The organism is Pseudomonas sp. AG1028 (genome assembly GCF_007993955.1).
GTDB classification, from domain to species: Bacteria; Pseudomonadota; Gammaproteobacteria; order Pseudomonadales; family Pseudomonadaceae; genus Aquipseudomonas; species Aquipseudomonas straminea.
Genome location: NZ_VIVP01000015.1, coordinates 1 through 20,766, shown reverse-complemented (window position 1 = coordinate 20,766; position 20,766 = coordinate 1). Strand labels below are relative to the sequence as shown.

At 64.2% G+C, this 20,766-nt stretch carries 22 protein-coding genes; 12 read left to right on the top strand and 10 right to left on the bottom strand.

Going from position 1 to position 20,766, the window contains the following annotated elements; translation table 11 throughout:
• The first annotated feature begins 36 nt into the window (after positions 1 to 36).
• Together FB481_RS21995 and gloA are read left to right on the top strand one after the other, a co-directional pair.
• The gene (locus tag FB481_RS21995; RefSeq protein WP_147177836.1) at positions 37 to 495 is read left to right on the top strand and encodes a metallophosphoesterase family protein; all 459 of its coding nucleotides are present in this window, start codon (positions 37 to 39) and stop codon (positions 493 to 495) included.
• Between the two features lie 172 nt (positions 496 to 667).
• On the top strand, positions 668 to 1,195 hold the full coding sequence (gene gloA, locus FB481_RS21990) for a lactoylglutathione lyase (protein WP_147177834.1): 528 nt from the start codon (positions 668 to 670) through the stop codon (positions 1,193 to 1,195).
• A gap of 33 nt (positions 1,196 to 1,228) precedes the next feature.
• Here gloA and FB481_RS21985 read toward each other — a convergent pair whose 3' ends face one another.
• From FB481_RS21985 to FB481_RS21975, 3 genes are all read right to left on the bottom strand, one after another.
• Positions 1,229 to 1,729 carry a DUF3060 domain-containing protein gene (locus FB481_RS21985; RefSeq protein WP_147177832.1) on the bottom strand — a complete coding sequence of 167 codons (501 nt, stop codon included), beginning with the start codon at positions 1,727 to 1,729 and terminating at the stop codon, positions 1,229 to 1,231.
• A 94-nt stretch (positions 1,730 to 1,823) separates the two neighbouring features.
• Entirely contained in the window at positions 1,824 to 2,717 is an 894-nt protein-coding gene (locus FB481_RS21980) for a LysR family transcriptional regulator (protein WP_093506665.1), read from the bottom strand.
• A gap of 1 nt (position 2,718) precedes the next feature.
• Positions 2,719 to 3,387: a DUF3592 domain-containing protein gene (locus FB481_RS21975; RefSeq protein ID WP_147177830.1), complete on the bottom strand. Its 669-nt coding sequence runs from the start codon at positions 3,385 to 3,387 to the stop codon at positions 2,719 to 2,721.
• A gap of 274 nt (positions 3,388 to 3,661) precedes the next feature.
• Here FB481_RS21975 and trpB point away from each other — a divergent pair, with 274 nt between their 5' ends.
• The 3 genes from trpB to FB481_RS21960 all read left to right on the top strand — a co-directional run bounded on the left by trpB (position 3,662) and on the right by FB481_RS21960 (position 6,320).
• Positions 3,662 to 4,873: a tryptophan synthase subunit beta gene (gene trpB, locus FB481_RS21970; protein WP_147177828.1), complete on the top strand. Its 1,212-nt coding sequence runs from the start codon at positions 3,662 to 3,664 to the stop codon at positions 4,871 to 4,873.
• Positions 4,870 to 5,682 (top strand): tryptophan synthase subunit alpha, encoded by an 813-nt coding sequence (gene trpA / locus FB481_RS21965; RefSeq protein WP_093506659.1) that lies wholly within the window; start codon positions 4,870 to 4,872, stop codon positions 5,680 to 5,682. The genes trpB and trpA overlap by 4 nt, the downstream gene beginning before the upstream one ends.
• Positions 5,683 to 5,864: 182 nt before the next feature.
• The gene (locus FB481_RS21960; protein ID WP_093506657.1) at positions 5,865 to 6,320 is read left to right on the top strand and encodes a GNAT family N-acetyltransferase; all 456 of its coding nucleotides are present in this window, start codon (positions 5,865 to 5,867) and stop codon (positions 6,318 to 6,320) included.
• A gap of 48 nt (positions 6,321 to 6,368) precedes the next feature.
• Here the strand turns inward: FB481_RS21960 and FB481_RS21955 are convergent, their stop codons facing one another.
• Positions 6,369 to 6,980: an NAD(P)-dependent oxidoreductase gene (locus FB481_RS21955; protein ID WP_093506655.1), complete on the bottom strand. Its 612-nt coding sequence runs from the start codon at positions 6,978 to 6,980 to the stop codon at positions 6,369 to 6,371.
• 139 nt (positions 6,981 to 7,119) lie between these two features.
• Here FB481_RS21955 and FB481_RS21950 point away from each other — a divergent pair, with 139 nt between their 5' ends.
• Positions 7,120 to 8,022 (top strand): LysR family transcriptional regulator, encoded by a 903-nt coding sequence (locus FB481_RS21950; RefSeq protein WP_147177826.1) that lies wholly within the window; start codon positions 7,120 to 7,122, stop codon positions 8,020 to 8,022.
• Positions 8,023 to 8,025: 3 nt separating this feature from the next.
• Here FB481_RS21950 and pbpG read toward each other — a convergent pair whose 3' ends face one another.
• From pbpG to FB481_RS21930, 4 genes are all read right to left on the bottom strand, one after another.
• Positions 8,026 to 8,934 carry a D-alanyl-D-alanine endopeptidase gene (gene pbpG / locus FB481_RS21945; protein ID WP_147177824.1) on the bottom strand — a complete coding sequence of 303 codons (909 nt, stop codon included), beginning with the start codon at positions 8,932 to 8,934 and terminating at the stop codon, positions 8,026 to 8,028.
• A gap of 221 nt (positions 8,935 to 9,155) precedes the next feature.
• A complete protein-coding gene (locus FB481_RS21940) occupies positions 9,156 to 10,019 on the bottom strand; it encodes a carboxylate/amino acid/amine transporter (protein WP_147177822.1) in 864 nt (287 codons plus the stop codon).
• Positions 10,020 to 10,073: 54 nt separating this feature from the next.
• On the bottom strand, positions 10,074 to 10,433 hold the full coding sequence (locus tag FB481_RS21935; RefSeq protein WP_093506649.1) for a DOPA 4,5-dioxygenase family protein: 360 nt from the start codon (positions 10,431 to 10,433) through the stop codon (positions 10,074 to 10,076).
• Positions 10,430 to 11,383, bottom strand: coding sequence for a LysR substrate-binding domain-containing protein (locus tag FB481_RS21930; RefSeq protein WP_147177820.1), 954 nt, complete (start codon positions 11,381 to 11,383; stop codon positions 10,430 to 10,432). Before FB481_RS21930 ends, FB481_RS21935 begins: the two co-directional genes overlap by 4 nt.
• Before the next feature lie 110 nt (positions 11,384 to 11,493).
• Here FB481_RS21930 and betC point away from each other — a divergent pair, with 110 nt between their 5' ends.
• The 3 genes from betC to FB481_RS21915 all read left to right on the top strand — a co-directional run bounded on the left by betC (position 11,494) and on the right by FB481_RS21915 (position 15,956).
• A complete protein-coding gene (gene betC, locus FB481_RS21925) occupies positions 11,494 to 13,002 on the top strand; it encodes a choline-sulfatase (protein WP_147177818.1) in 1,509 nt (502 codons plus the stop codon).
• Positions 13,003 to 13,099: 97 nt separating this feature from the next.
• A complete protein-coding gene (choX, locus tag FB481_RS21920; protein WP_178109920.1) occupies positions 13,100 to 14,029 on the top strand; it encodes a choline ABC transporter substrate-binding protein in 930 nt (309 codons plus the stop codon).
• 361 nt (positions 14,030 to 14,390) lie between these two features.
• Positions 14,391 to 15,956, top strand: coding sequence for a SulP family inorganic anion transporter (locus FB481_RS21915; protein WP_147177816.1), 1,566 nt, complete (start codon positions 14,391 to 14,393; stop codon positions 15,954 to 15,956).
• 85 nt (positions 15,957 to 16,041) lie between these two features.
• Here FB481_RS21915 and FB481_RS21910 read toward each other — a convergent pair whose 3' ends face one another.
• On the bottom strand, positions 16,042 to 17,292 hold the full coding sequence (locus tag FB481_RS21910) for an MFS transporter (protein WP_147177814.1): 1,251 nt from the start codon (positions 17,290 to 17,292) through the stop codon (positions 16,042 to 16,044).
• Between the two features lie 207 nt (positions 17,293 to 17,499).
• On the opposite strand from FB481_RS21910, the gene FB481_RS21905 reads away from it, so the two are divergent.
• Complete coding sequence (locus tag FB481_RS21905; protein ID WP_093506639.1) at positions 17,500 to 18,402, top strand: alpha/beta hydrolase; 903 nt, start codon at positions 17,500 to 17,502, stop codon at positions 18,400 to 18,402.
• Positions 18,403 to 18,408: 6 nt separating this feature from the next.
• Positions 18,409 to 18,708, top strand: coding sequence for a hypothetical protein (locus tag FB481_RS21900; protein WP_093506638.1), 300 nt, complete (start codon positions 18,409 to 18,411; stop codon positions 18,706 to 18,708).
• Here the strand turns inward: FB481_RS21900 and FB481_RS21895 are convergent.
• Positions 18,705 to 19,247: a YcxB family protein gene (locus FB481_RS21895; protein WP_093506636.1), complete on the bottom strand. Its 543-nt coding sequence runs from the start codon at positions 19,245 to 19,247 to the stop codon at positions 18,705 to 18,707. The genes FB481_RS21900 and FB481_RS21895 overlap by 4 nt on opposite strands.
• A 248-nt stretch (positions 19,248 to 19,495) precedes the next feature.
• On the opposite strand from FB481_RS21895, the gene FB481_RS21890 reads away from it, so the two are divergent.
• Complete coding sequence (locus FB481_RS21890; RefSeq protein WP_093506634.1) at positions 19,496 to 20,644, top strand: aldose epimerase family protein; 1,149 nt, start codon at positions 19,496 to 19,498, stop codon at positions 20,642 to 20,644.
• The last annotated feature ends 122 nt before the right edge of the window (positions 20,645 to 20,766 follow it).

Sequence of the window (20,766 nt, the reverse complement as noted above, 5' to 3'; positions counted from 1 at the left end):
CGGGGCTGCTCCTAGAAAGACCATGCAGGAGAACCCATGAAGATTGGCCTGATCGCCGACACCCACGGCCTGTTGCGGCCCCAGGCGCTGGCGGCGCTTGAGGGCGTCGACCACCTGATTCACGCCGGCGACATCGGCGGGCCGCAGATCCTTGCCGAGCTCGAGCGCATCGCGCCACTGTCGGTGGTGCGTGGCAACAATGATGGCGACGCCTGGGCTGACGGCATCCCCGAGTGCCTGACGCTGCGCTTTGGTGCGATCAGTCTTTATGTACTGCACGACCTCAAGCAGCTGGCCATCGACCCCAAGGCCGAAGGCATCGATGTGGTGATCGCCGGGCACTCGCACAAGCCGTTGCATGACGTGCGCGATGGCGTGCTCTACGTCAACCCCGGCAGCGCCGGACCGCAGCGGTTCAAGTTGCCGATTGGGGTGGCCCTGCTGCATATCGATGAGGACGGGGTGCGGGCTGAACTGATTACTTTGGAGGTTTGATGCAGTACCTGTGGGAGCGGGCCATGCCCGCGAAAGGAATCGCGGGCATGGCCCGCTCCCACAAGGTAATCCAAACAGTTGCTCTAGCCACCACCTTGAAAAACACACCCCACGAGGCCATCTACTGACCTCATGACTTCTTGAATCGTCCACTCACCTGATGGAGACGCCCATGACCCTCGACGAACTCAACAAACTGCCCGGCGTGACCGGCAAGCCCGACGTCGCCACCGCGGACTTCGTCTACAACCACACCATGATCCGCGTGAAGGATCTCGAGAAGTCCCTGGACTTCTACACCCGCGTGCTGGGCTTCACGCTGCTGGAGAAGAGTGATTTCCCGGATGCCGAATTCAGCCTCTACTTTCTGGCACTGATTGCCGACAAGTCGCAGATTCCGGCCGACCCGAAAGCCCGTCACGAGTGGCGCAAATCCATTCCCGGCGTGCTGGAGCTGACCTACAACTATGGCACCGAGAAGGATCCGGAGTTTTCCTACCACAGCGGCAACAGCGAGCCGCGCGGCTTTGGTCACCTGTGCGTGGCGGTGCCGGATATCAAGGCTGCCTGCCAGCGCTTCGAAGACCTCGGTGTGGACTTCCAGAAGCGCCTCACCGACGGCCGCATGCGCAACATCGCCTTTATCAAGGACCCGGACGGCTACTGGGTGGAAATCATCCAGTTCACCGACGTGGAGTAAATACCGCGGCGCCCCTCTCCGGGGCGCCCGTTTCTATTGGCGCTCGACCTTGTTGTCGGCGCCCGATAGCTGCACCTGCGGCTCATCGCCACTCCAGCGCACCTGCTGTTCGATCCCACTGACGTCCAGTCTGGTCTCGCCCTCGAGGCGCAGATCCAGCTTTTGCCCAGTACCCGCAACCGTTATCGGTGTCGACTGCTCACCCGCGACGACCGCGGTACGCACCTGATTGTTAAGGGTATCGACACTCAGCGCATTGACGCGCTCGGCCACCACTTCATGCTCGGCACCAGAAACGCTGAGGGACTTGGCCGTGCCCAGCGTCACTTTGTGTTCCGAGCCGGAAACCTCCACCGCGCCGCAATCGCCCTTGAGGTGAATTACGTTGGCGTTGCCGGAGATGTTCACGTCCTGGCCTTTGCAGGAGATATCGCGCGACAGGCCAATTCCCTCGATATTCAGTGGCTCGGCCTGCGCCAGCGCAGTTAACGCCATACCGGCCAGCAGGCCGCCCAGCTTTTGCATACGGTTCATCGACAAATCCCTCTCTCGGTCATGGCCCGAAGCAGATCGCGGGGCCGACGTTATGACCGATGCCGATCAGCGAAGGTTCTCGCCAGCCTGAGGCTCACTGCGCGATTTGCAACTCACTTCGCAACCAGTCGGCCAGCCGCTCGGCGCGCCCGCCGCTACGTCGCTCGGGCACCCATAGCGCCAGGCGCGCGTCAGTCTCGACGAAGCCCCAGGGTGCCACCAGCCGCCGCGCCTTGAGGTCATCGGCCACCAGCTGCAGCGGCGCGATGGCCACGCCGAGGCCGGCGCTCGCCGCTTCGAGCAGATAGTAGAGGTGCTCGAAGCCCTGGCCGAGGCGCATCGCCGCTGGGTCGAGGTGCATCGCGGCCAGCCACTGCGGCCAGGCCTGGGGCCGCGAGGTGGTATGCAACAGGGCTTCATTCAGCAAGGCGCCCGGCGCTGCCGCGCTCAGCTCGGTAAAGCGCGGGTGTTGCGGGCTGAGCACCGGGCCGATGGACTCGCGCGCCAGCTCGAACACTTGCATGTCCGCCGGCCAGGGCGGCTCTGCGTACAGCAGCGTGGCGTCGACCTGAGGGCTGCGCGGGTCCAGCTCGCCCTGGCTGGTGGACAGCTGCAAATGCAGATCCGGCAGCGCGCTGTTGAGGCGGTCCAGGCGCGGAATGAACCAGCGCGCCAGCAGGCTGCCCGGGCAACCGAGCACGAAGGGCATGTCCGCCTCGCGCTGGCGCAGCTCGCCGCAGACCTGGCGCAGCCGGGCGAAGGTCTCGCCGCTCACGTCCCGCAGGCGCAAGCCCGCCTCGGTCAGCTTCAGCCCGCGCCCGTCCTTGGCGAAAAGCGACACGCCAAGCTGCTCCTCCAGGGTGCGGATCTGCCGGCTTACCGCGCCGTGGGTGACGTGCAGTTCGAGCGCCGCACGGCTGACGCTGCCCAGCCGCGCCGCTGCCTCGAAGGCGTGCAGGGCATTGAGTGACGGCAGGTCCTGGGCCACGTCAGTCCGCCAACTCGGGCAGAAAACGCGTGTCCATGCTGTAGCGCTTGGGGTTTTGCGGATCGATCATCACCGTGACCAGCGATTCGCTGATATAGGGGCCCGGATCGAACCACAGGTTTTCACTGCGAAACACATGCAGCTTGTTGGTCTGCGGGTTCAGCCACTGGGCGACGATGCGGTACGGGTTACGGCCATTGATGCTCAGTCCGCCATTGAGTTCGACATCCACCACCTCGGCCTGAACCGGTGTACCGGTGACCAGCAATTCGGCAGCGCGGCGCTTGCCAAGCAGCGGCGGCAACACGAACAGCAGGCCAAGCGCCAGAAATACCACGCCGATACCGCCGAGGATCAGGCTGCCAATCCAGTTCTGCTCGAAGCTGTCGATCCGCGCCCGCTCGAGGTTCTGCGGGTCGTAATACACCGTCACCCGCTCGCCGATATCGAACGACGGCGGCGTGCTGCAAGTGCCACTGTGGTGCTCGCCCAGGGTGCCATCGAGGCTGGTGAACGACACCGTCGGGCAACCGCCCTCGATATCCACCACCGAACCCTCGGCGCGCGTCATCTGCGCCTGATCGCTGAAGCGCGCCACCTGAATGCCGACCGCCCCAGCCAGCATCAGCGCGCCGATCCCGGGAAATATCCACAACCAAGCTGTTTTCATGGGCGTTCTCTACCTGTGCGTAAAAATCATGATTGAGGGATTATCGGCCAACCCGCTGAGAACGCCAATGGCCAGGCCTTATAGCCTCGATAATTGCGACACCCCGCACAGCTGATCATCAACAACAGAACCATAGATATGTGATATTTACTCACCTATCCATTAAAACTAATCGCTTTTCCGAGCAGCGCGGCAGCGTTAGTCTGGCCACCATCGACGCCAAGCCATCTGGCTGGCAGGCCGACCACGGCCGCTGAATTCACAGGAGACTCCCATGACTTCACTTCGCAACGGCCCCGACGCTACCGGCCTGTTCGGCAGCTTCGGCGGACAATACGTCGCCGAGACGCTGATGCCGCTGATCCACGACCTGGCCGCCGAGTACGAAAAGGCCAAGGCCGATCCCGAGTTCGCCAAGGAGCTGGCCTACTTCCAGCGCGACTACGTGGGCCGCCCAAGCCCGCTGTACTTCGCCGAGCGGCTGACCGAGTTCTGCGGCGGCGCGAAGATCTACCTGAAGCGTGAGGAGCTCAATCACACCGGCGCGCACAAGATCAACAACTGCATCGGCCAGATCCTGCTGGCCAAGCGCATGGGCAAGCAGCGCATCATCGCCGAGACCGGCGCCGGCATGCATGGCGTGGCCACCGCCACCGTCGCCGCGCGCTTCGGCCTGCAGTGCGTGATCTACATGGGCACCACCGATATCGATCGCCAGCAGGCCAACGTCTTCCGCATGAAGCTGCTCGGCGCCGAGGTGATTCCGGTCACCGCCGGCACCGGCACCCTGAAGGACGCGATGAACGAAGCCCTGCGCGACTGGGTGACCAACGTCGACAGCACCTTCTACATCATCGGCACCGTGGCCGGCCCGCACCCGTATCCAGCGATGGTGCGCGACTTCCAGGCTGTGATCGGCAAGGAAACCCGCGACCAGTTGCAGGAGCAGGAAGGCCGCCTGCCGGATTCGCTGGTCGCCTGTATCGGTGGTGGTTCCAATGCCATGGGCCTGTTCCACCCGTTCCTCGACGACAAGTCGGTGCAGATCATCGGCGTCGAGGCGGCCGGCCACGGCGTGGAAACCGGCAAGCATGCCGCCAGCCTGAACGGCGGGGTACCGGGCGTGCTGCACGGCAACCGCACCTTCCTGCTACAGGACGACGACGGCCAGATCATCGACGCCCACTCGATTTCCGCCGGCCTCGACTATCCCGGCATTGGTCCTGAGCACGCCTGGTTGTTCGACATCGGCCGCGTCGAGTACACCTCGATCACCGACAAGGAGGCGCTCGCCGCCTTCCACCAGTGCTGCCGCCTGGAAGGCATCATCCCGGCGCTGGAGTCGTCCCACGCCCTGGCTGAAGTCTTCAAGCGCGCCCCGACCCTGCCCAAGGATCACCTGATGGTGCTCAACCTCTCGGGCCGCGGCGACAAGGACATGCAGACCGTCATGCACCACTTCGACGAACAGGAAGAACACATATGAGCCGCCTGCAGACGCGCTTCGCCGAGCTGAAAGAACAGAACCGCGCCGCCCTGGTGACCTTCGTCACCGCTGGCGACCCGAACTACGACGCCTCGCTGAAGATCCTCAAGGGTCTGCCGAAAGCCGGTGCCGACGTGATCGAGCTGGGCATGCCGTTCACCGACCCGATGGCCGATGGCCCGGCGATCCAGCTGGCCAACATCCGCGCCCTGGCCGCCAAGCAGAACCTGGCCAAGACGCTGCAGATGGTCCGTGAGTTCCGCCAGGACGACAGCACCACGCCGTTGGTGCTGATGGGTTACTTCAACCCGATCCACAAGTACGGCGTCGAGGGCTTCATCGCCGATGCCCAGGAGGCCGGCGTCGACGGCCTGATCGTGGTCGACCTGCCGCCGGAGCATAACCGTGACCTGTGCGACCCGGCCCAGGCCGCGGGTATCGACTTCATCCGCCTGACCACCCCGACCACCGACGACAAGCGCCTGCCGACCGTACTCGCCGGCAGCTCGGGCTTCGTCTACTACGTGTCGGTGGCGGGTGTTACCGGCGCAGGTTCGGCAACCGTGGAACACGTGCAGGAAGCGGTCACCCGTCTGCGCCGCCACACCGACCTGCCGATCAGCATCGGCTTCGGCATCCGCACCCCGGAACACGCGGCGACCATCGCCCGCCTGGCCGACGGTGTGGTGGTCGGCTCGGCGCTGATCGACCAGATCGCCAAGGCGGCCGGCAATGATCAGCAGGCCATCGACGGCGTGCTCGAGCTGTGCAGCCAACTGGCCGAAGGTGTGCGCAGCGCCCGCCGCTAAGCACCCTGCGCCAAAACAAAAAACCGCTGCCCCGAGTCGGGTGCAGCGGTTTTTTATTATCTGCACGTAAGGTGGACCGGCGGTCCCGCCCAAGCAACGGTTCTAAATCTGCCTCTCCTGACGTATGTTCGATGGTCGTGGCGTTAAGTGCCGGTCATTTCACCAACACCAAGGAATGGTCTATGCCCATACGAAAGATCGAACGCGATGATCTGGAGTTCGTCAGTGCGATTTGCCTCAGAGCATTCAGTGAAGCGGTCGCGCCCGGGTTATCAGAGCAAGGCGTAGAGACCTTCACCAACGTTGCTGCAGCGGACAGCTTCGCCAGCCGTATGCATGGCGACAATCTGATGCTGGTATTTACCGACGCAGCCGCGATACAGGGCGTAATCGAACTCAAGGAAGGCCGCCATGTTGCCATGCTGTTCATCGAACCCGCCTGCCAGCGGCGTGGTATTGGCAGGCAATTACTGAGCACAGCGCTTGAATATGCAAGAAGCGATGTTATTACGGTCAGGGCATCGCTTTCTTCGGTAACGGCTTATGAACGCTTTGGTTTCATATGCAGTGGCGCGGTAGGCGAATTCGCGGGGCTGGTTTACCAGCCAATGGAGAAGCACCTGAATAGCTCAGGTTGAGGTAAACGCGCGGCTTGGTCCAAGCCGCGCATTGACGACAATTGGCCTTCAATAACCGACGGTAAAGCGCTTGCGCGAATGCTTGGCCTGTTCCAGCTCATCGACCAGGGCGATGGCGTAATCCTCCATGGAGATCGCGCTGTTGCCGTCGGCATCGACCAGCAGGCTGTCGCTGCCGAGGCGGAAACGCCCGGTGCGCTGGCCCGGCTCGAACAGTGCCGAGGGCGACAGGAAGGTCCAGTCCAGCGCCTGCTCGCCACGCAGCACGTTGAGGAAATCCCGCCCCGCGCTCGCTTCCTCCTTGTAGGCCGCCGGAAATTGCGGCGTGTCGATCAGCGCGACACCAGGCGCCACTTCCAAGCTGCCCGCGCCGCCAACCACCAGCAGACGCGGTACGCCAGCGGCCTTCACCGCAGCGATCAGGCTCGAGGCATCGCTGCCAACGAAGCGTGTGGTACTGACCACCGCATCGTGCCCCTTGAGTAACGGCACCAGGCGCTCGACATCGGCCACATCGGCGCTGGCCAGGGTAAGACCGGATTGGGCCGGCACGTTGCTTACGTCGCGGGCGATCCCGATAACCTGATGACCACGCTGCAGCAGTTCATGACTCAGCCGCGAGCCGACGCGACCACTGATACCCAGAATGACGACTTTCATGTGAGGCTCCACTGTGACGGGCAAGGAGGCATCGGCAGGCACTGCAGCGCACCGATGGACGAGGCATGAGCTTACCCGCGTGCAACGCCTCAAAAAGCCGCATAATCGCCGCTACACCGTTGCATGAAACGAGCAAATCATGGACAGACTCACGGCAACCCGCGTCTTCGTCGAGGTGGTGGATCGCGGCAGCCAGACGGCCGCTGCCGAGCATCTGGACCTGTCGCGGGCGATGGTCTCGCGCTACCTGGCCGAATTGGAAGGCTGGGTCGGCGCACGCCTTTTGCACCGCACCACGCGCAAGCTGAGCCTCACCCAAGTCGGTCACGAGCTGCTGCCGCACTGCCGGGAAATGCTGCATACCGCCGAGATGATGCAGGCCACCGGCCTCAAGGCTAGCGACGGGCCAAGCGGCAACTTGCGCATCGCCACCAGCCAGTCGTTTGCGCAAACCTGGCTGAGCCCGGTGCTGGTGGATTATCTGGCGCGCTACCCGAAGACCTCGGTGGATGTGCTGATCGGCAGCCAGGCGGTGAACCTGGTCGAGGAACGCATCGACCTGGCGCTGCGCATCACCAATCAGCTGGAACCCAACCAGATCGCCCGTCATCTGGGCGACTGCCATTCGGTGGTGTGCGCGGCGCCGAGCTACCTTGCGCGTGCCGGTACACCGCGCCAGCCGGAAGAACTGACCGCGCACAATTGCCTGACCTACAGCTATTTCGGTCGCAACCTGTGGCACTTCACGGGGGAGCAAAGGGAAATGCAGGTGCCGGTGACGGGCAACCTGAGTAGCAACGACACGGCGGTGCTGCTGGAGGCGGCGGTAAGCGGCGGCGGCATCTGCATGCAGCCACTGTATGCCGCGGCGCCGCTACTGGAAGCAGGGCGATTGCTGCGTGTGCTGCCAGGCTGGCAGCCGCAGTCCCTGGGTATTCACGCCATCTACGCATCGCGCCGGCAAATGCTGCCGGCGCTGCGTACGCTGCTGGATTTCATCGCCGAGCGGCTGGCAGCCGATCCGCTTTGGCAGGCGCGTTAGCGCTTACTGCGACGCCTGCAGCTGGCGCTGCGAAGCGCGTTGCTGTTTGTAGGCCAGGGCGGCGGGCGCCACTGGAGTGACCTTGCCGGTTTCCACCCACTTGCGCAGGCGGGTGGCGTCGGCCATGTGGGTGTACTTGCCGAAGGCGTCGAGCACCACGAAGGCCACCGGTTTGCCGGCCATGGTGGTGCGCATCACCAGGCAGTGGCCGGCGCTGTTGGTGAAGCCGGTCTTGGTCAGCTGCACGTCCCAGCCTTGCTTGCGGGTCAACCCGTTGGTGTTGCGGAAACCCAGGGTGTAGTTGGGTTTATGGAAGGCCACAGTCTTTTCCGGGGTGGAGCTGAGCTCGCCGATCAGCGGGTAGCTGCGTGTCGCCTTGAGCAGCTTCACCAGATCGTTGGCGGTGGAAACGTTGTGCTCGGACAGGCCGGTCGGCTCCACATAGCGGGTATGGGTCATGCCCAGGGCGCGGGCCTTGGCGTTCATGGCCGCGACGAAGGCAGTGACGCCGCCCGGGTAGTGATGGGCCAGGCTGGAGGCCGCGCGGTTCTCGGACGACATCAGGGTCAGCAGGAGCATCTCGCGGCGGCTGATCTCGCTGCCGATGCGCACCCGGGAATACACACCGCGCATCTCGTGCACGTCACGAATGATCACCGGCAGTTCTTCGTTGAGCGGCAGCTTGGCATCCAGGGTGACCATGGCGGTCATCAGCTTGGTGACCGAAGCGATGGGCACCATCATGTCCGGGTTGCTGGAATACAAGACCTTGTTGGTATTCAGGTCGACCAGCAGGGCGCTGCCGGAGGCGAGCTCCTGCTTGGCAGGCGCGGTGGCGGCGGTGGCCACCAGCGGGGAAACGATGAACAGGCAGGCCAGGGCCAGGCTGGCGAAGGGGCGTCGAATATTCACGATGGATTCACTGGGCAAGAGATGGCTGAAAAGGCGCTCCGTGCCGGTGAAGGAACTTCGTCCATGACCCTTGAGCCTCGATAAAAGCACCGCGCAGACCTCGCTCGGCAACGCTCATATGAGCCCCAGAAATAGGGTTTGAAAAACAGCTAATTGCATCGGCAATTGAAGGTGCGATGTTAGCACCCGTCAAGGCCGGTTCCTATCGTCCGATAAATGGATCAGGCGGTCGCCAGGTGCCGCCTGCCAAGGCGGTTGAGCCACAGCGAGGCGAGGATGATCGCGCCGCCCAGAGCCAGGCGCGGCAGGTCGGCGTCGCGGTTCCAGATCAGCAGGTTCACCACCAGGCCGGCCGGCACGTGCAGCTCGTTCATCACCGCCAGGGTGCCGGCATCCACCTTGACGCTGCCCTTGACCCACCAGAACAGCCCCAGTGCCGTGGCGAACAGCCCCATCCACAGCAGGATGCCCCACTGCAGCGCGGTGCTTGGCAGTTTGTCCGGGTTGCCGAACAGCAGGAACGACGGCACCACCAGCACCAGTGCACCGAGGAAGAAATGCCCGAAGAAGCGGTGCAACGGCTGCTCGGTCGGGTAGCGCAGGAGCAACTGACGGCACAGCACCTGGCCCGCGGCGAAGGTCAGGTTGGCGAGTTGCAGCAGCAGGAAGCCGATCAGGTACTCGCCTTCCAGGCGCTCGAAGCGGATCACCACGCCGCCGCCGACCGCCACCAGCGCGGCCACCAGTGCCCAGGGGCTGAAGCGCCGCGCCAGGGCATCGTCGAGCAGGGTCACGTAGATCGGCGTTAGCACGGTGAACAGCAGTACCTCGGGCACCGTCAGCACCTGGAAGCTGCGGTACAGGCACAGGTAGGTGACACCGAATTGCAGCGCTCCGGCCAGCCAGAAGCCGCCCAGCAAACGCCGCGGCAAACCGCGCCACAGGGTGAACGGCAGAAACACCAGCGCCGCCACCGCCACCCGCGCCAGCACGGCGAAGTCGCTGTCCACCCGGCCAGCCAGGTATTCGCCGATCAGGCTGAAGGAAAACGCCCAGAGTACGGTGACGGCGAGCAGGTAAGGCATGGCGCGGGCTCTCGGAAAATCAGCCGCGGATCATACCTTGCCTTGCTTTGCGCGTCAGAGCTCGAAGGTCAGCGGCCCACCCGACAAGGTCGACAGATCCAGTGGCTGAGGGGCCCCCAGCCAGAAAGCATGGTCGCGGTGGTCGACCAGATCGTTGCCGGTAATCGGGTGAACCAGCACCACCAGCGCGCCGCGGTGGAGCATCAGCCAGGGAATCACCTCGCCGAACAGCTCGGCGCGCATCGCCAGTTGGCAACTCCACTGCGGGTGCGGGCCGACGCGTTTTTCGTGCATGCGCCCCATCTTCAGCGCGAAACGTGCGGCCGCCGCTTCGCACAGCACCCGAGCCTGCGCGATGCTGCTGGCGTCGAAATACACATGGGCGTGGTAGCCGCGAATTCTGGTTTCGCTCATAGGGCAAGTCCTTTGGGGTCGATACCACCCGGCCGAGCCGGCAGGGGTTCGCGTTGCAGCTCATCCTGCAGCCAGGCGACGAAATGTTCCACCAGGCGAATGCGCCGTTTGCGCGCGGGCAGCACCACGTAATAGCCGAAGCGTGAGGTGGCCGAGCGCGAGTCGAGCCGCACCAGCAGGCCTTGGTCGATCAACTCGTCGACCAGGTGCCGCCAGCCGATGGCCACACCGCGGCCGGCGATGGCCGCCTGGATCAGCAGCGTGTAATTGTCGAAACGCAGGCTGCCGGGGCTGGGCATCTCGGCGATGCCCAGGGCGCGGAACAGGCCGCTCCAGTCGAACCAGCGCGAACGGCTTTCCGGGCGCAGGTGCAGCAAGGGCAGGCGCGCCAGCAGCTCACCCGCAGAGGGCTCGATATCCTTGAGCAGCAGCGGGCTGCAGACGGCGAACACTTCCTCGCTGAACAGCAGGTGCTGCTCGCCGTGCTTAAAGCGCCCGTCACCAAAGGAGATGGCCACGTCGATTTCCGCCGGCAGGCTGGCCAGGTCGCGCTCGCTGGTGATCAGGCTGACGTCGACCTCCGGGTAGCGCAAATGAAAACGCTGCAGGCGTGGCATCAGCCAGTAGGCGGCAAAGGCGAAATCGGTCGCCACCTGCAGCACCTCATGCTGCTGACGACCGATGACTGTCGCCAGCCCGGCGTCCATAGCCGCCAGGCCCTCCTGCACCGGCGCCAGCAACGCTTCGCCGGCATCGGTCAGCACGATGCCGCGGTACACGCGGTCGAACAGGCGGGTCGCCAGCTGCGCTTCGAGCCGTTTGATCTGCTGGCTGATTGCCGGCTGGGTGCTGCCGAGCTCGGCTGCAGCGGCAGTAAAACTCAGGTGCCGCGCCGCCGACTCGAACACCCGCAGCGTGTCGAGCGATATGCCTTCGAGCGCTTCAAACATAAGCGTTGCTTATCCGAGCCATGTGCTGCATCCGGGTTTACCCCTGTTTATCTCGCCTTGATCATCGGTTGATCAATTTCGCATAAAACACCGATATGGAATACGCCGCCATGAAACGCCCCAACATTCTCTTCATCATGGCCGACCAGATGGCCGCGCCGCTGCTGCCGCTGCACGACGCCAATTCACCGATCAAGGTGCCGAACCTGCAGCGCCTGGCCGCCGAGGGCGTGTTGTTCGACTCCGCCTACTGCAACAGCCCGCTGTGCGCGCCGTCGCGCTTCACCCTGGTCAGCGGCCAACTGCCCAGCCAGATCGGCGCCTACGACAACGCCGCCGACTTCCCCGCCGACGTGCCGACCTACGCCCATTACCTGCGTCGCCTCGGCTACCGCACGGCGCTGTCCGGCAAGATGCACTTCTGCGGCCCGGACCAGTTGCACGGCTACGAGGAACGCCTGACCAGCGACATCTATCCCGCCGACTACGGCTGGGCGGTGAACTGGGACGAGCCCGAGGTGCGTGCCAGTTGGTACCACAACATGTCCTCGGTGCTGCAGGCCGGCCCCTGCGTGCGCACCAACCAGCTCGACTTCGACGAAGAGGTGGTGTTCAAGGCCCAGCAGTACCTTTACGACCACGTGCGGGTGACGCCCGACCAGCCGTTCTGCCTGACCGTGTCGATGACCCACCCGCACGACCCCTACACCATCCCCGAGGAATACTGGGATCGCTACAGCGAAGAAGACATTCCGCTGCCGCAGCAGGTGATCGACCAGGCCGAGCAGGACCCGCACTCGCAGCGCCTGCTCAAGGTCATCGACCTGTGGGACAAGCCGCTGCCCGAACACAAGATCCGCGATGCGCGGCGCGCCTACTTCGGCGCCTGCAGCTACATCGACGACAACATCGGCAAGCTGCTCAAGACGCTCAAGGACTGCAAGCTGGCCGACGACACCATCATCGTGTTCTCCGGCGACCACGGCGACATGCTTGGCGAGCGCGGCCTCTGGTACAAGATGCACTGGTTCGAGATGGCCGCCCGCGTGCCGCTGCTGGTGCATGCGCCAGCGCGTTTCGCGGCACATCGGGTCAGCCAGTCGGTGTCCACCGTCGACCTAATGCCGACGCTGGTGGAGCTAGCCGGCGGCCAGGTCGAGCCGGGCCTGGCGCTCGATGGCCGCTCGCTGCTACCGCACCTGCAGGGCAACGGCGGCCACGATGAAGTGCTCGGCGAATACATGGCCGAAGGCACCACCAGCCCGCTGATGATGATTCGCCGTGGCGAGTGGAAATTCGTCTACAGCGAAGAGGACCCGCTGCTGCTGTTCAACGTCGCCAACGACCCACAGGAGCGCGAGAACCTCGCCGCCTCGCCGGATCACCGCGAGCAGGTCAGCGCCTTTCTAGCCGAGGCGCGCAGCCGCTGGGACATGCCCGCCATCCACGCCGCCACCCTGGCCAGCCAGCGCCGGCGCCGCCTGGTCGCCGAGGCGCTGACCAGAGGCAAATTGAAGAGCTGGGATCACCAGCCGATGGTAGATGCCAGCGAGCAATACATGCGCAACCACATCGACCTCGACGACCTGGAGCGCCGCGCCCGCTTTCCCCAACCGTGACGTCGCACGCCGGGTGACCCGCCAGAAAGCGGGAACCCGGTGCGCTCGCTTGCGTCGCATGGCCTGCCCAACAGAAAACCAACATAAGGAAATAGGCATGAAGACTCTCAAAAAAGCCGTCGCAGGCAGCCTGCTCCTGGCCGCCACCCTGGCCAACCAGGCCCACGCCGAAGACGCCAGTTGCGCCACCGTCACCCTCGGCGATCCCGGCTGGAGCGACATCGCCGTGACCAACGGCATCGCCAACCTGCTGCTCGATGGCCTGGGCTACGAGGTGAAAACCCAGACCCTGGGCGTGCCGATCATCTTCGCCGGCCTGCAGAAGGGTCAGGTGGACGTGTTCCTCGGCAACTGGATGCCGGCGCAGCAGGCCAACTACGACAAATTCGTCGCCAGCGGCGCTGTGGATAAGGTCGCCGAGAACCTCAGTGGCACCGAGTACACCCTGGCCGTGCCGACCTACGCCTACGACGCCGGTGTGAAGACCTTCGCCGACCTGAACAAACACGCCGACAAGTTCGGCCACAAGATCTACGGCATCGCCTCAGGCGCACCGGCCAACGAGTCGATCAAGGAAATCATCGCCGCCAACGAGTTCCGGCTGAAGGACTGGAAACTGGTCGAGTCCAGCGAGCAGGCCATGCTGGTGCAGGTCGGCCGCGCGGTGAAGCGCGACGAGTTCGTGGTGTTCCTCGGCTGGACGCCGCACCCGATGAACGTGCAGTACGACATGAAGTACCTCAAGGGCGGCGAGAAGTACTTTGGCGACAGCGGCAGCGTCAACACCCTGGCCCGCAAGGGCTACGCGGCGCAGTGCCCGAACGTCGGTAAGCTGCTCGGCAACCTCAAGTTCACCCAGGACATGGAGAACGCCATCATGGACCAGGTGCTGAGCAAACAGGCTAGCAACGACCAGGCCGTGAAGGACTGGCTCAAGGACAACCCCGAAGTGATTGACGGCTGGCTTAAGGGCGTCACCACCCGTGAAGGCGGCGATGCGCTGGCGGCGGTGAAGGCCAAGCTGTAGGGCCTGTTAGGGGTCGATAGCTTGTAGGATGGGTGAAACCCATCGGCCATTGATGGGTTTCACCCATCCTACGAACTACAAATTGATCGCCCTGTAGGGTGGATGGCGCTTTTTTCATCCACCGTTGCGATTGCAGAGCGGTGGACGCCGGCCGCGTAGGTGCTGGTCGCGATCTCGTGGGAGTGGCTTTAGCCGCGATTGTGCCTGTCTAGGTGTAAAGAGCTCGCGGCTAAAGCGGATCGCCGCCCGGCCCCTTCCACAAGTTATGCAACTGCCAGTTCCTGACTTTCTCAAGCCGCAGACGTGATGACCAACACCTCTGCTACCCTGCCCACCAGCCGACCCACTCAACGAAAACCGCATGCGCTTACCCAGCCGTTACAGCCTGTTCCCCTTCCTGCTCTGGTGGCCGGCCGTCACCCGGCGCACGCTGGGCACGGATCTGCTGGTCGGGCTGAGCGGCGCTATCCTCGCCCTGCCGCAATCGATCGCCTACGCGCTGATCGCTGGTCTGCCGGCCGAGTACGGGCTCTATGCGGCCATCGTGCCGGTGATCATCGCCTGCCTGTGGGGCTCGTCGTGGCACCTGATCGGCGGGCCGACGGCAGCCATTTCCATCGTGCTATTCACCAGCGTCAGCCCCATGGCCAGGCCAGGTAGCGACGAGTTCGTCGCCCTGGTGCTGGTGCTGACCTTCCTCGCCGGGCTGTTCCAGTGGTTGCTGGGGCTGCTGCGCTTCGGCAACCTGGTCAACTTCGTCTCGCCATCGGTGATCCTCGGCTTCACCCTGGGCGCCGCGCTGGTGATCGCCCTCGGCCAGTTGCCCAACCTGCTGGGCCTGGAACTGGAAAGCCAGCGCACCGCCGTGGCGACTCTGCTCGACCTCGGCCAGCATCTGGGCCAGGCCGACTGGCACGCCATGCTGGTGGCGGCCTCCACCCTGGCGGTCAGCCTGCTCTGCCGGCGCCTGTGGCCGCGCCTGCCAGCGCTGCTGATCGGTGTGGTCGCCGGCAGCCTGCTGGTTGCCGCCCTGCCCGGCTTCTTCGCCGGCATCCGCCTGGTCGATGCCTTCGAGGGTTCGCTGCCGCCACTCATCCTGCTGCACTTCGAGGTCAACAGCCTGCTTGGCCTGCTGCCCGCCGCCATCGCCTGCGGCATGCTCGGGCTGGTCACCAGCCTGTCCATCGCCCGCTCGCTGGCAGCGAAATCCCAGCAGTTGCTGGACGCCAATCAGGAAGTGCGCGCCCAGGGCCTTTCCAATATGCTCGGCCCGTGGTTCTCCGGCTCGCTGTCGGCCGGCTCCTTCACCCGCTCGGCGCTGAACCTGCAGAGCGGCGCCACCTCGCCAATGGCCGGGGTGTTCTCGGCGCTGCTGGTGGCGGCCTTCGCGCTGTTCTGCGCGCCTTTGATCGCCCATATCGCCCTGCCCAGCATGGGCGCGGCGATCCTGCTGATCTGCTGGGGCCTGGTGGATATCGAAGGCGTGCGCGCGTTGTTGCGGGTCAGCCGCGCGGAGTTCGTGGTGATGCTGCTGACCCTGCTCGCCACCCTGGTGCTGGAGTTGCAAACAGCGATCTACGCCGGCGTGCTGGCTTCGCTGTTCTTCTACCTCAAGCGCACCTCGCAGCCGCGCTTCAAATACACCCGCGACGGCGACGACGAACTGCTGCGCCTGGAAGGCTCGATCTTCTTTGGTGCCTGCCACTACGTGCAGCAGATCCTGCAACTGAGTCACGGCGAACGGGTGGTGGTCGACGCCCGGCACATCAACTTCATCGATTACGCCGGCGTAGAGATGCTTCATCTGGAGGCGCGCCGCCTGATGGCGCAGAACCGCCAGTTAGTGTTGCGCCACGCCCGCCCCCATGTGATCGAGGAAATCCAGAAACTCGAAGGCGCCACCTGCCCGGTGCAGTTCGAGGATTGAGCCCGTAGCCTGGCGTTGAGCGCAGCGATACCCAGGAATCCCCGGGTGTCGCTACGCTCGACCCGGACCACGAACGATCCGCAGGCTACCGCCAACCGTGTCGACGAAAGTAGCGAGCCACCAGCAGCAATGCCGCCAGCCCGAGTACTCCGGCACAGACGAACAACCCGTCATAGCCCAGCGCCTTGGCCAGCACACCGCTGGCCGCACCGATGAAGCCGCCGAGCAGAATCTGCGTGGAAGCCTGCAGGGTAAAGTCCGCCCCTTCGTGGCCCGGGCGGCACTGGCGCATCATCGCGGCGAACAGCGCGACAGTGGATAAGCCGTCGGCGGCCTGCTCACTCAGGGTCAGCGCGTAGACAAGAATCGTATCGCCGCCACGACTGACCAGCAGCGCCAACGCGGCCAGGCTCAGCGCCTGCAAGGTGCCAAAGATCAGCAGCGCGCGCAGCACACCCAGGCGCGCATACAACAGGCCGCCCAGCAACGCCCCGCCGATACCGACCAGGCTGCTGATCAACGTCAGCTGGCCCAGCTCGGCGTTGCTCCAGCCCTGGTCGACCAGCATCGGCTTGATCATCGGCGAGCCGAGGGCGTCGCCGAGCTTGAAGGTCAGCACCACCGCCAGCCAGAGCCCCATGCCCGGCAGCGCCAGCAGGCCGCGGTAATGACGCCATAGCAGGCCAACGCCCATTGGCTCGGCCGGCGCGCTGGCTGGCGGCAATTGCTGCGTTTCGGCAAAGCGCCAGACCGGCAGCAGCATCAGAGCCACCAGCAGGGTCAGCGCCAGCAGCGACAGGTTCCAGCCGAAACGGTCGATCACCAGCAACAGGCCGCTACCACTGACGATCATCCCGACCTTATAGCCGCCGACCTGCAGGCTGTTACCCAGCCCGCGCCAGCGCTCGGGCAACAGGCGCACGGTCAGGCCGTCGGTGGCGATGTCCTGGGTCGCCGCTGCCAGGTTGACCAGCACCAGCAGGCCAAGCAACAGCGGCAGATGGGTGCCGAACAGCGCATCCGGCGAGAGCAGCGCCAGGATCAGCAGGATCACCACTACCGCGCCCTGCAGCGGCAGAATCCAGCCGCGGTGATGGCCCAGACGCCGCGATGACAGGCGATCCACCCACGGCGCCCACAGCACTTTGAGCAGCCAGGGCAGCGCCAGCAGCTTGAGCAGCCCGATCACCGCCAGGTCCACGCCATGCTGGCGCAGCAGCACCGGCAACGCATGGGCGATCAGCCCGGACGGCAAACCCTGGGCGCAATACAGCGAGGCCAGCAGCACCAGGGTGGAGCCGGCCGGGCGGCGCAAATCGGCGGGAGTGAGCGACATGGCAATGTCCGCGAAAATACAGCGGCGTAGCATAGCGCAGGCTTGAAAGCGCCAGCATGCGGCGGTTACAACTCGATACCCGAAAGCACCAGCGCAGACGAACGCAGCCGCAGCGTTTCGGTCTATTCGCCTATCACCTCCCACGCCCCTGCGCCGCCCTTGAGCGAAGCGCGGCGCGCGTTACGTTTGCAACCTCCGTGGAGAACCATGGCCACCACACTTATCCACACCCTGCGCCGTCGCTGGCTGAGCATCGGCTTGCTCGCACTCCTGGCCGTCGGCCTGCCGGTCGGCTGCGCCCAGCTCGAGCAAAAGGAACGCGAACTGGTGTTTCGCATCGAGCCGGGCACCGCCAGCTGGTTCCACGGCCTGCCGGCCGGCGTGAAAGACATGACCCTCAGCGTGCCGGAGTTCGGCGACAGTCAGAGCATCCATGCCTGGTGGTGGCCGGCCCGCAAGGCGAACGCACCGACCCTCCTGTACCTGCACGGCTCGCGCTGGAACCTCACCGGCCAGCTGTTTCGCATCGAGCAACTACACGCCATGGGCTTCGCGGTACTGGCCATCGACTACCGCGGCTTCGGCGAGAGCCGCGGCGACCTGCCTTCCGAACGCACCCTCTACGAAGACGCCGAAATCGCCTGGCAACGCCTGACCGAGCTGCAGCCGGATCCTGCCAAACGCTTTATCTACGGGCATTCCCTTGGCGGCGCGGTGGCGGTCAACCTCGCCGACTCTCTGGGCCGTGATCGCCATACGCCGCCGCTGGCCGGGCTAATCATCGAATCGACCTTTACCAACCTGGCCGATGCCGCCACCGCCGTGGCCGCCGAGTACACCTCGCTGCCGGTGCGCTGGCTGCTGTCGCAGAAATTCGATTCCCTGAGCAAGATCGGCGACATCAAGGTGCCGGTGCTGATCGCCCACGGCACCGGCGACCGCTACGTGCCGGCGCGCTTCAGCGAAAGCCTTTACCAGGCGGCCAACCAGCCCAAACGCCTGCTGCTGATCGACGGCGGCAACCACAACAACAGCATGCGCACCGGCAGCCGCGAGTACCGCGAGGCGATCCGCACGCTGTTTTCCCAGCAGACGATCGGCAAGGGCTGACGGGCCATGAAAGTCATCGACCACCAACCCCACGCCTGGCTCCTGCTCGAAGACGACAGCGGCCTGCTGCTCGACGTGGAGTGCCACCACGGCGCCGTGAGCTGCAGCGTGCTGATCCGCCTGAATGACGAGGAGCTGGCCGAGTATCGAGAAAACGGCTACGCCTATCTGAATCGCCTGGCCGAAGCCATCCACTACAGCGCACCGATCCTGGCAATCAGCGACTCACCGTACAAGGCGCGCAAACTGCACGGCTATCAGGATCAGGTGTTAGAAGCGATCCGCCAGTGGCAGGCGCAGCCCTAGCCCGGCGGGACGGCCCCTAGACAGGACTTAATATCGGCCAGCTGCGTGGCCGATAAGCAACGCTTGGGGATCAGCCGATACAGGCGGTCGGACTCATAGAGCAGAATCACCCGCTGATCCTCGCGCGCCTTGCGAAGGTCCGCCCAGGGTATGCGAGCATCGCCATACGCGCTCTGCATCACCACTCCCTGCTCGTTCCAGGTCAACTTGGCAGGTTTATGTAAGGTTTTTTGCTGCCTGAAGGTTCGGCGTGCCGCGACCCCGCCCAGCAGATGGGTGATCAGGTACGGAAAGGCCAGCACCGCGACCGGCGCGATGAGGGCGAAGATCACAACCGGCATCACGGCCTTGTCTCCCATCAGCCGCAGCAGGCCGGCAAAGACCGCTGTGGCCACAACCCAGACAATAGCCAAGCGAATCAGCCCGCCACGGCTGCGCACGTGCTGCCAGAAGTGCAGGCGCTGGGCCAGGGCCAGATCCTCGGGCTGCAGCTGGATTACCACCGTCCGTGGCCCGGTTTCCAATGCACTGTCGCTCATGACTCAATCTTCTCCCTGTCTGCAGCAATGCCAGTCTCAGCGCCTGACATGATTTCCCCTTAGTGCCGCGCTCGGCGGGTTAGTTCGCGCTGAACCAGCTATCTGATCGGCCATGCCGGGACGAACGGACTAGCTGGTTGTCAGATAACAGCTAACCTGTTTTTCGTATCAAGATTATTCCGGCTTGCCTCTCAGCGAAGGCCGCTTGCGTTAGAACGATTCCCACAACAATAAAAGGAAGTTCGACCATGACCCAACCTCATCACCTGCTGTCCGGCCTGGCCCTCTCCCTGGCGATCGCCAGCACCGGCGCCAACGCGGCAGGGCTGACCAGTGAACACAAGCCATTCGGCAAGACCCGCGATGGCACGCCCGTCGAGCAGTACCAGTTGCGCAACAGCCATGGCATGCAGGCCACCATCATCACCTACGGGGGCGTGCTGCAGGCCCTGGAAGTGCCGGACAAGAACGGCAAGGTCGAAGACGTGGTGCTGGGTTTCGATGACGTGCAGGGCTACGAAGGCGGCACTGCATTCTTCGGCGCCACCATCGGCCGTTTCGGCAATCGCCTGGCCGGCGGCGCCTTCGAGCTCGATGGCAAGCGCTTCCAGGTTCCGCTCAACGACGGGCCGAACGCCCTGCATGGCGGTGCCGAGGGCTTCGACAAGAAGGTCTGGGAAGCCAAGCCGGTGAAGGACAAGGATTCGGTCGGCGTGACCCTCACCTACCTGTCCAAGGACGGCGAGATGGGCTTTCCCGGCGACCTGAAAACCGAAGTCACCTACCGCCTCACCGACAACAACGAACTGCACATCGACTACAAGGCCACCACCGACAAGCCCACCGTGGTCAACCTCACCAACCACAGCTACTTCAACCTCGCCGGTGCCGGCAACGGCGACATCCTCAAGCAGGTCGCCACCCTGCACGCCAGCCACTACACGCCGGTCAACAAGACGCTGATCCCCACCGGCGACTTGGCCCCGGTCAAAGGCACGCCGATGGACTTCAGCAAACCGACGCCCATCGGCCAGCACATCAAGGCTGACCACGAGCAGCTCAAATTCGCCGAGGCCAAACAGGGCGGCTTCGACTTCAACTGGGCACTGGATACCAAAGGCGACATCAAGCAACTCGCCGCGGAAGTCCACGACCCCGCCTCCGGCCGCTTCTTACAGCTCTACACTACCGAGCCAGGCGTGCAGTTCTACACCAGCAACTTCCTGGACGGCTCGGTAAAAGGCAAAGCCGGCAAGACCTACGCCCACTGGAGCGCCTTCACCCTGGAAACCCAACACTTCCCGGATGCACCGAACCAGCCGAAGTTCGCCTCAACACGGCTGGATCCGGGGCAGACTTATACGCAGAACACGGTGTTCAAGTTTTCGGTGAAGTGAGGGCAGGCTTTTATGACAAGAAAGAGGCACCCATTAGCCGGCCCTGCGTCAAGACTCAAAGCCACCCGCTCTGCTTTTTAAGAGCAGAGTTTTCCAGCGTCGAACCTGATGGGTTGATCCGG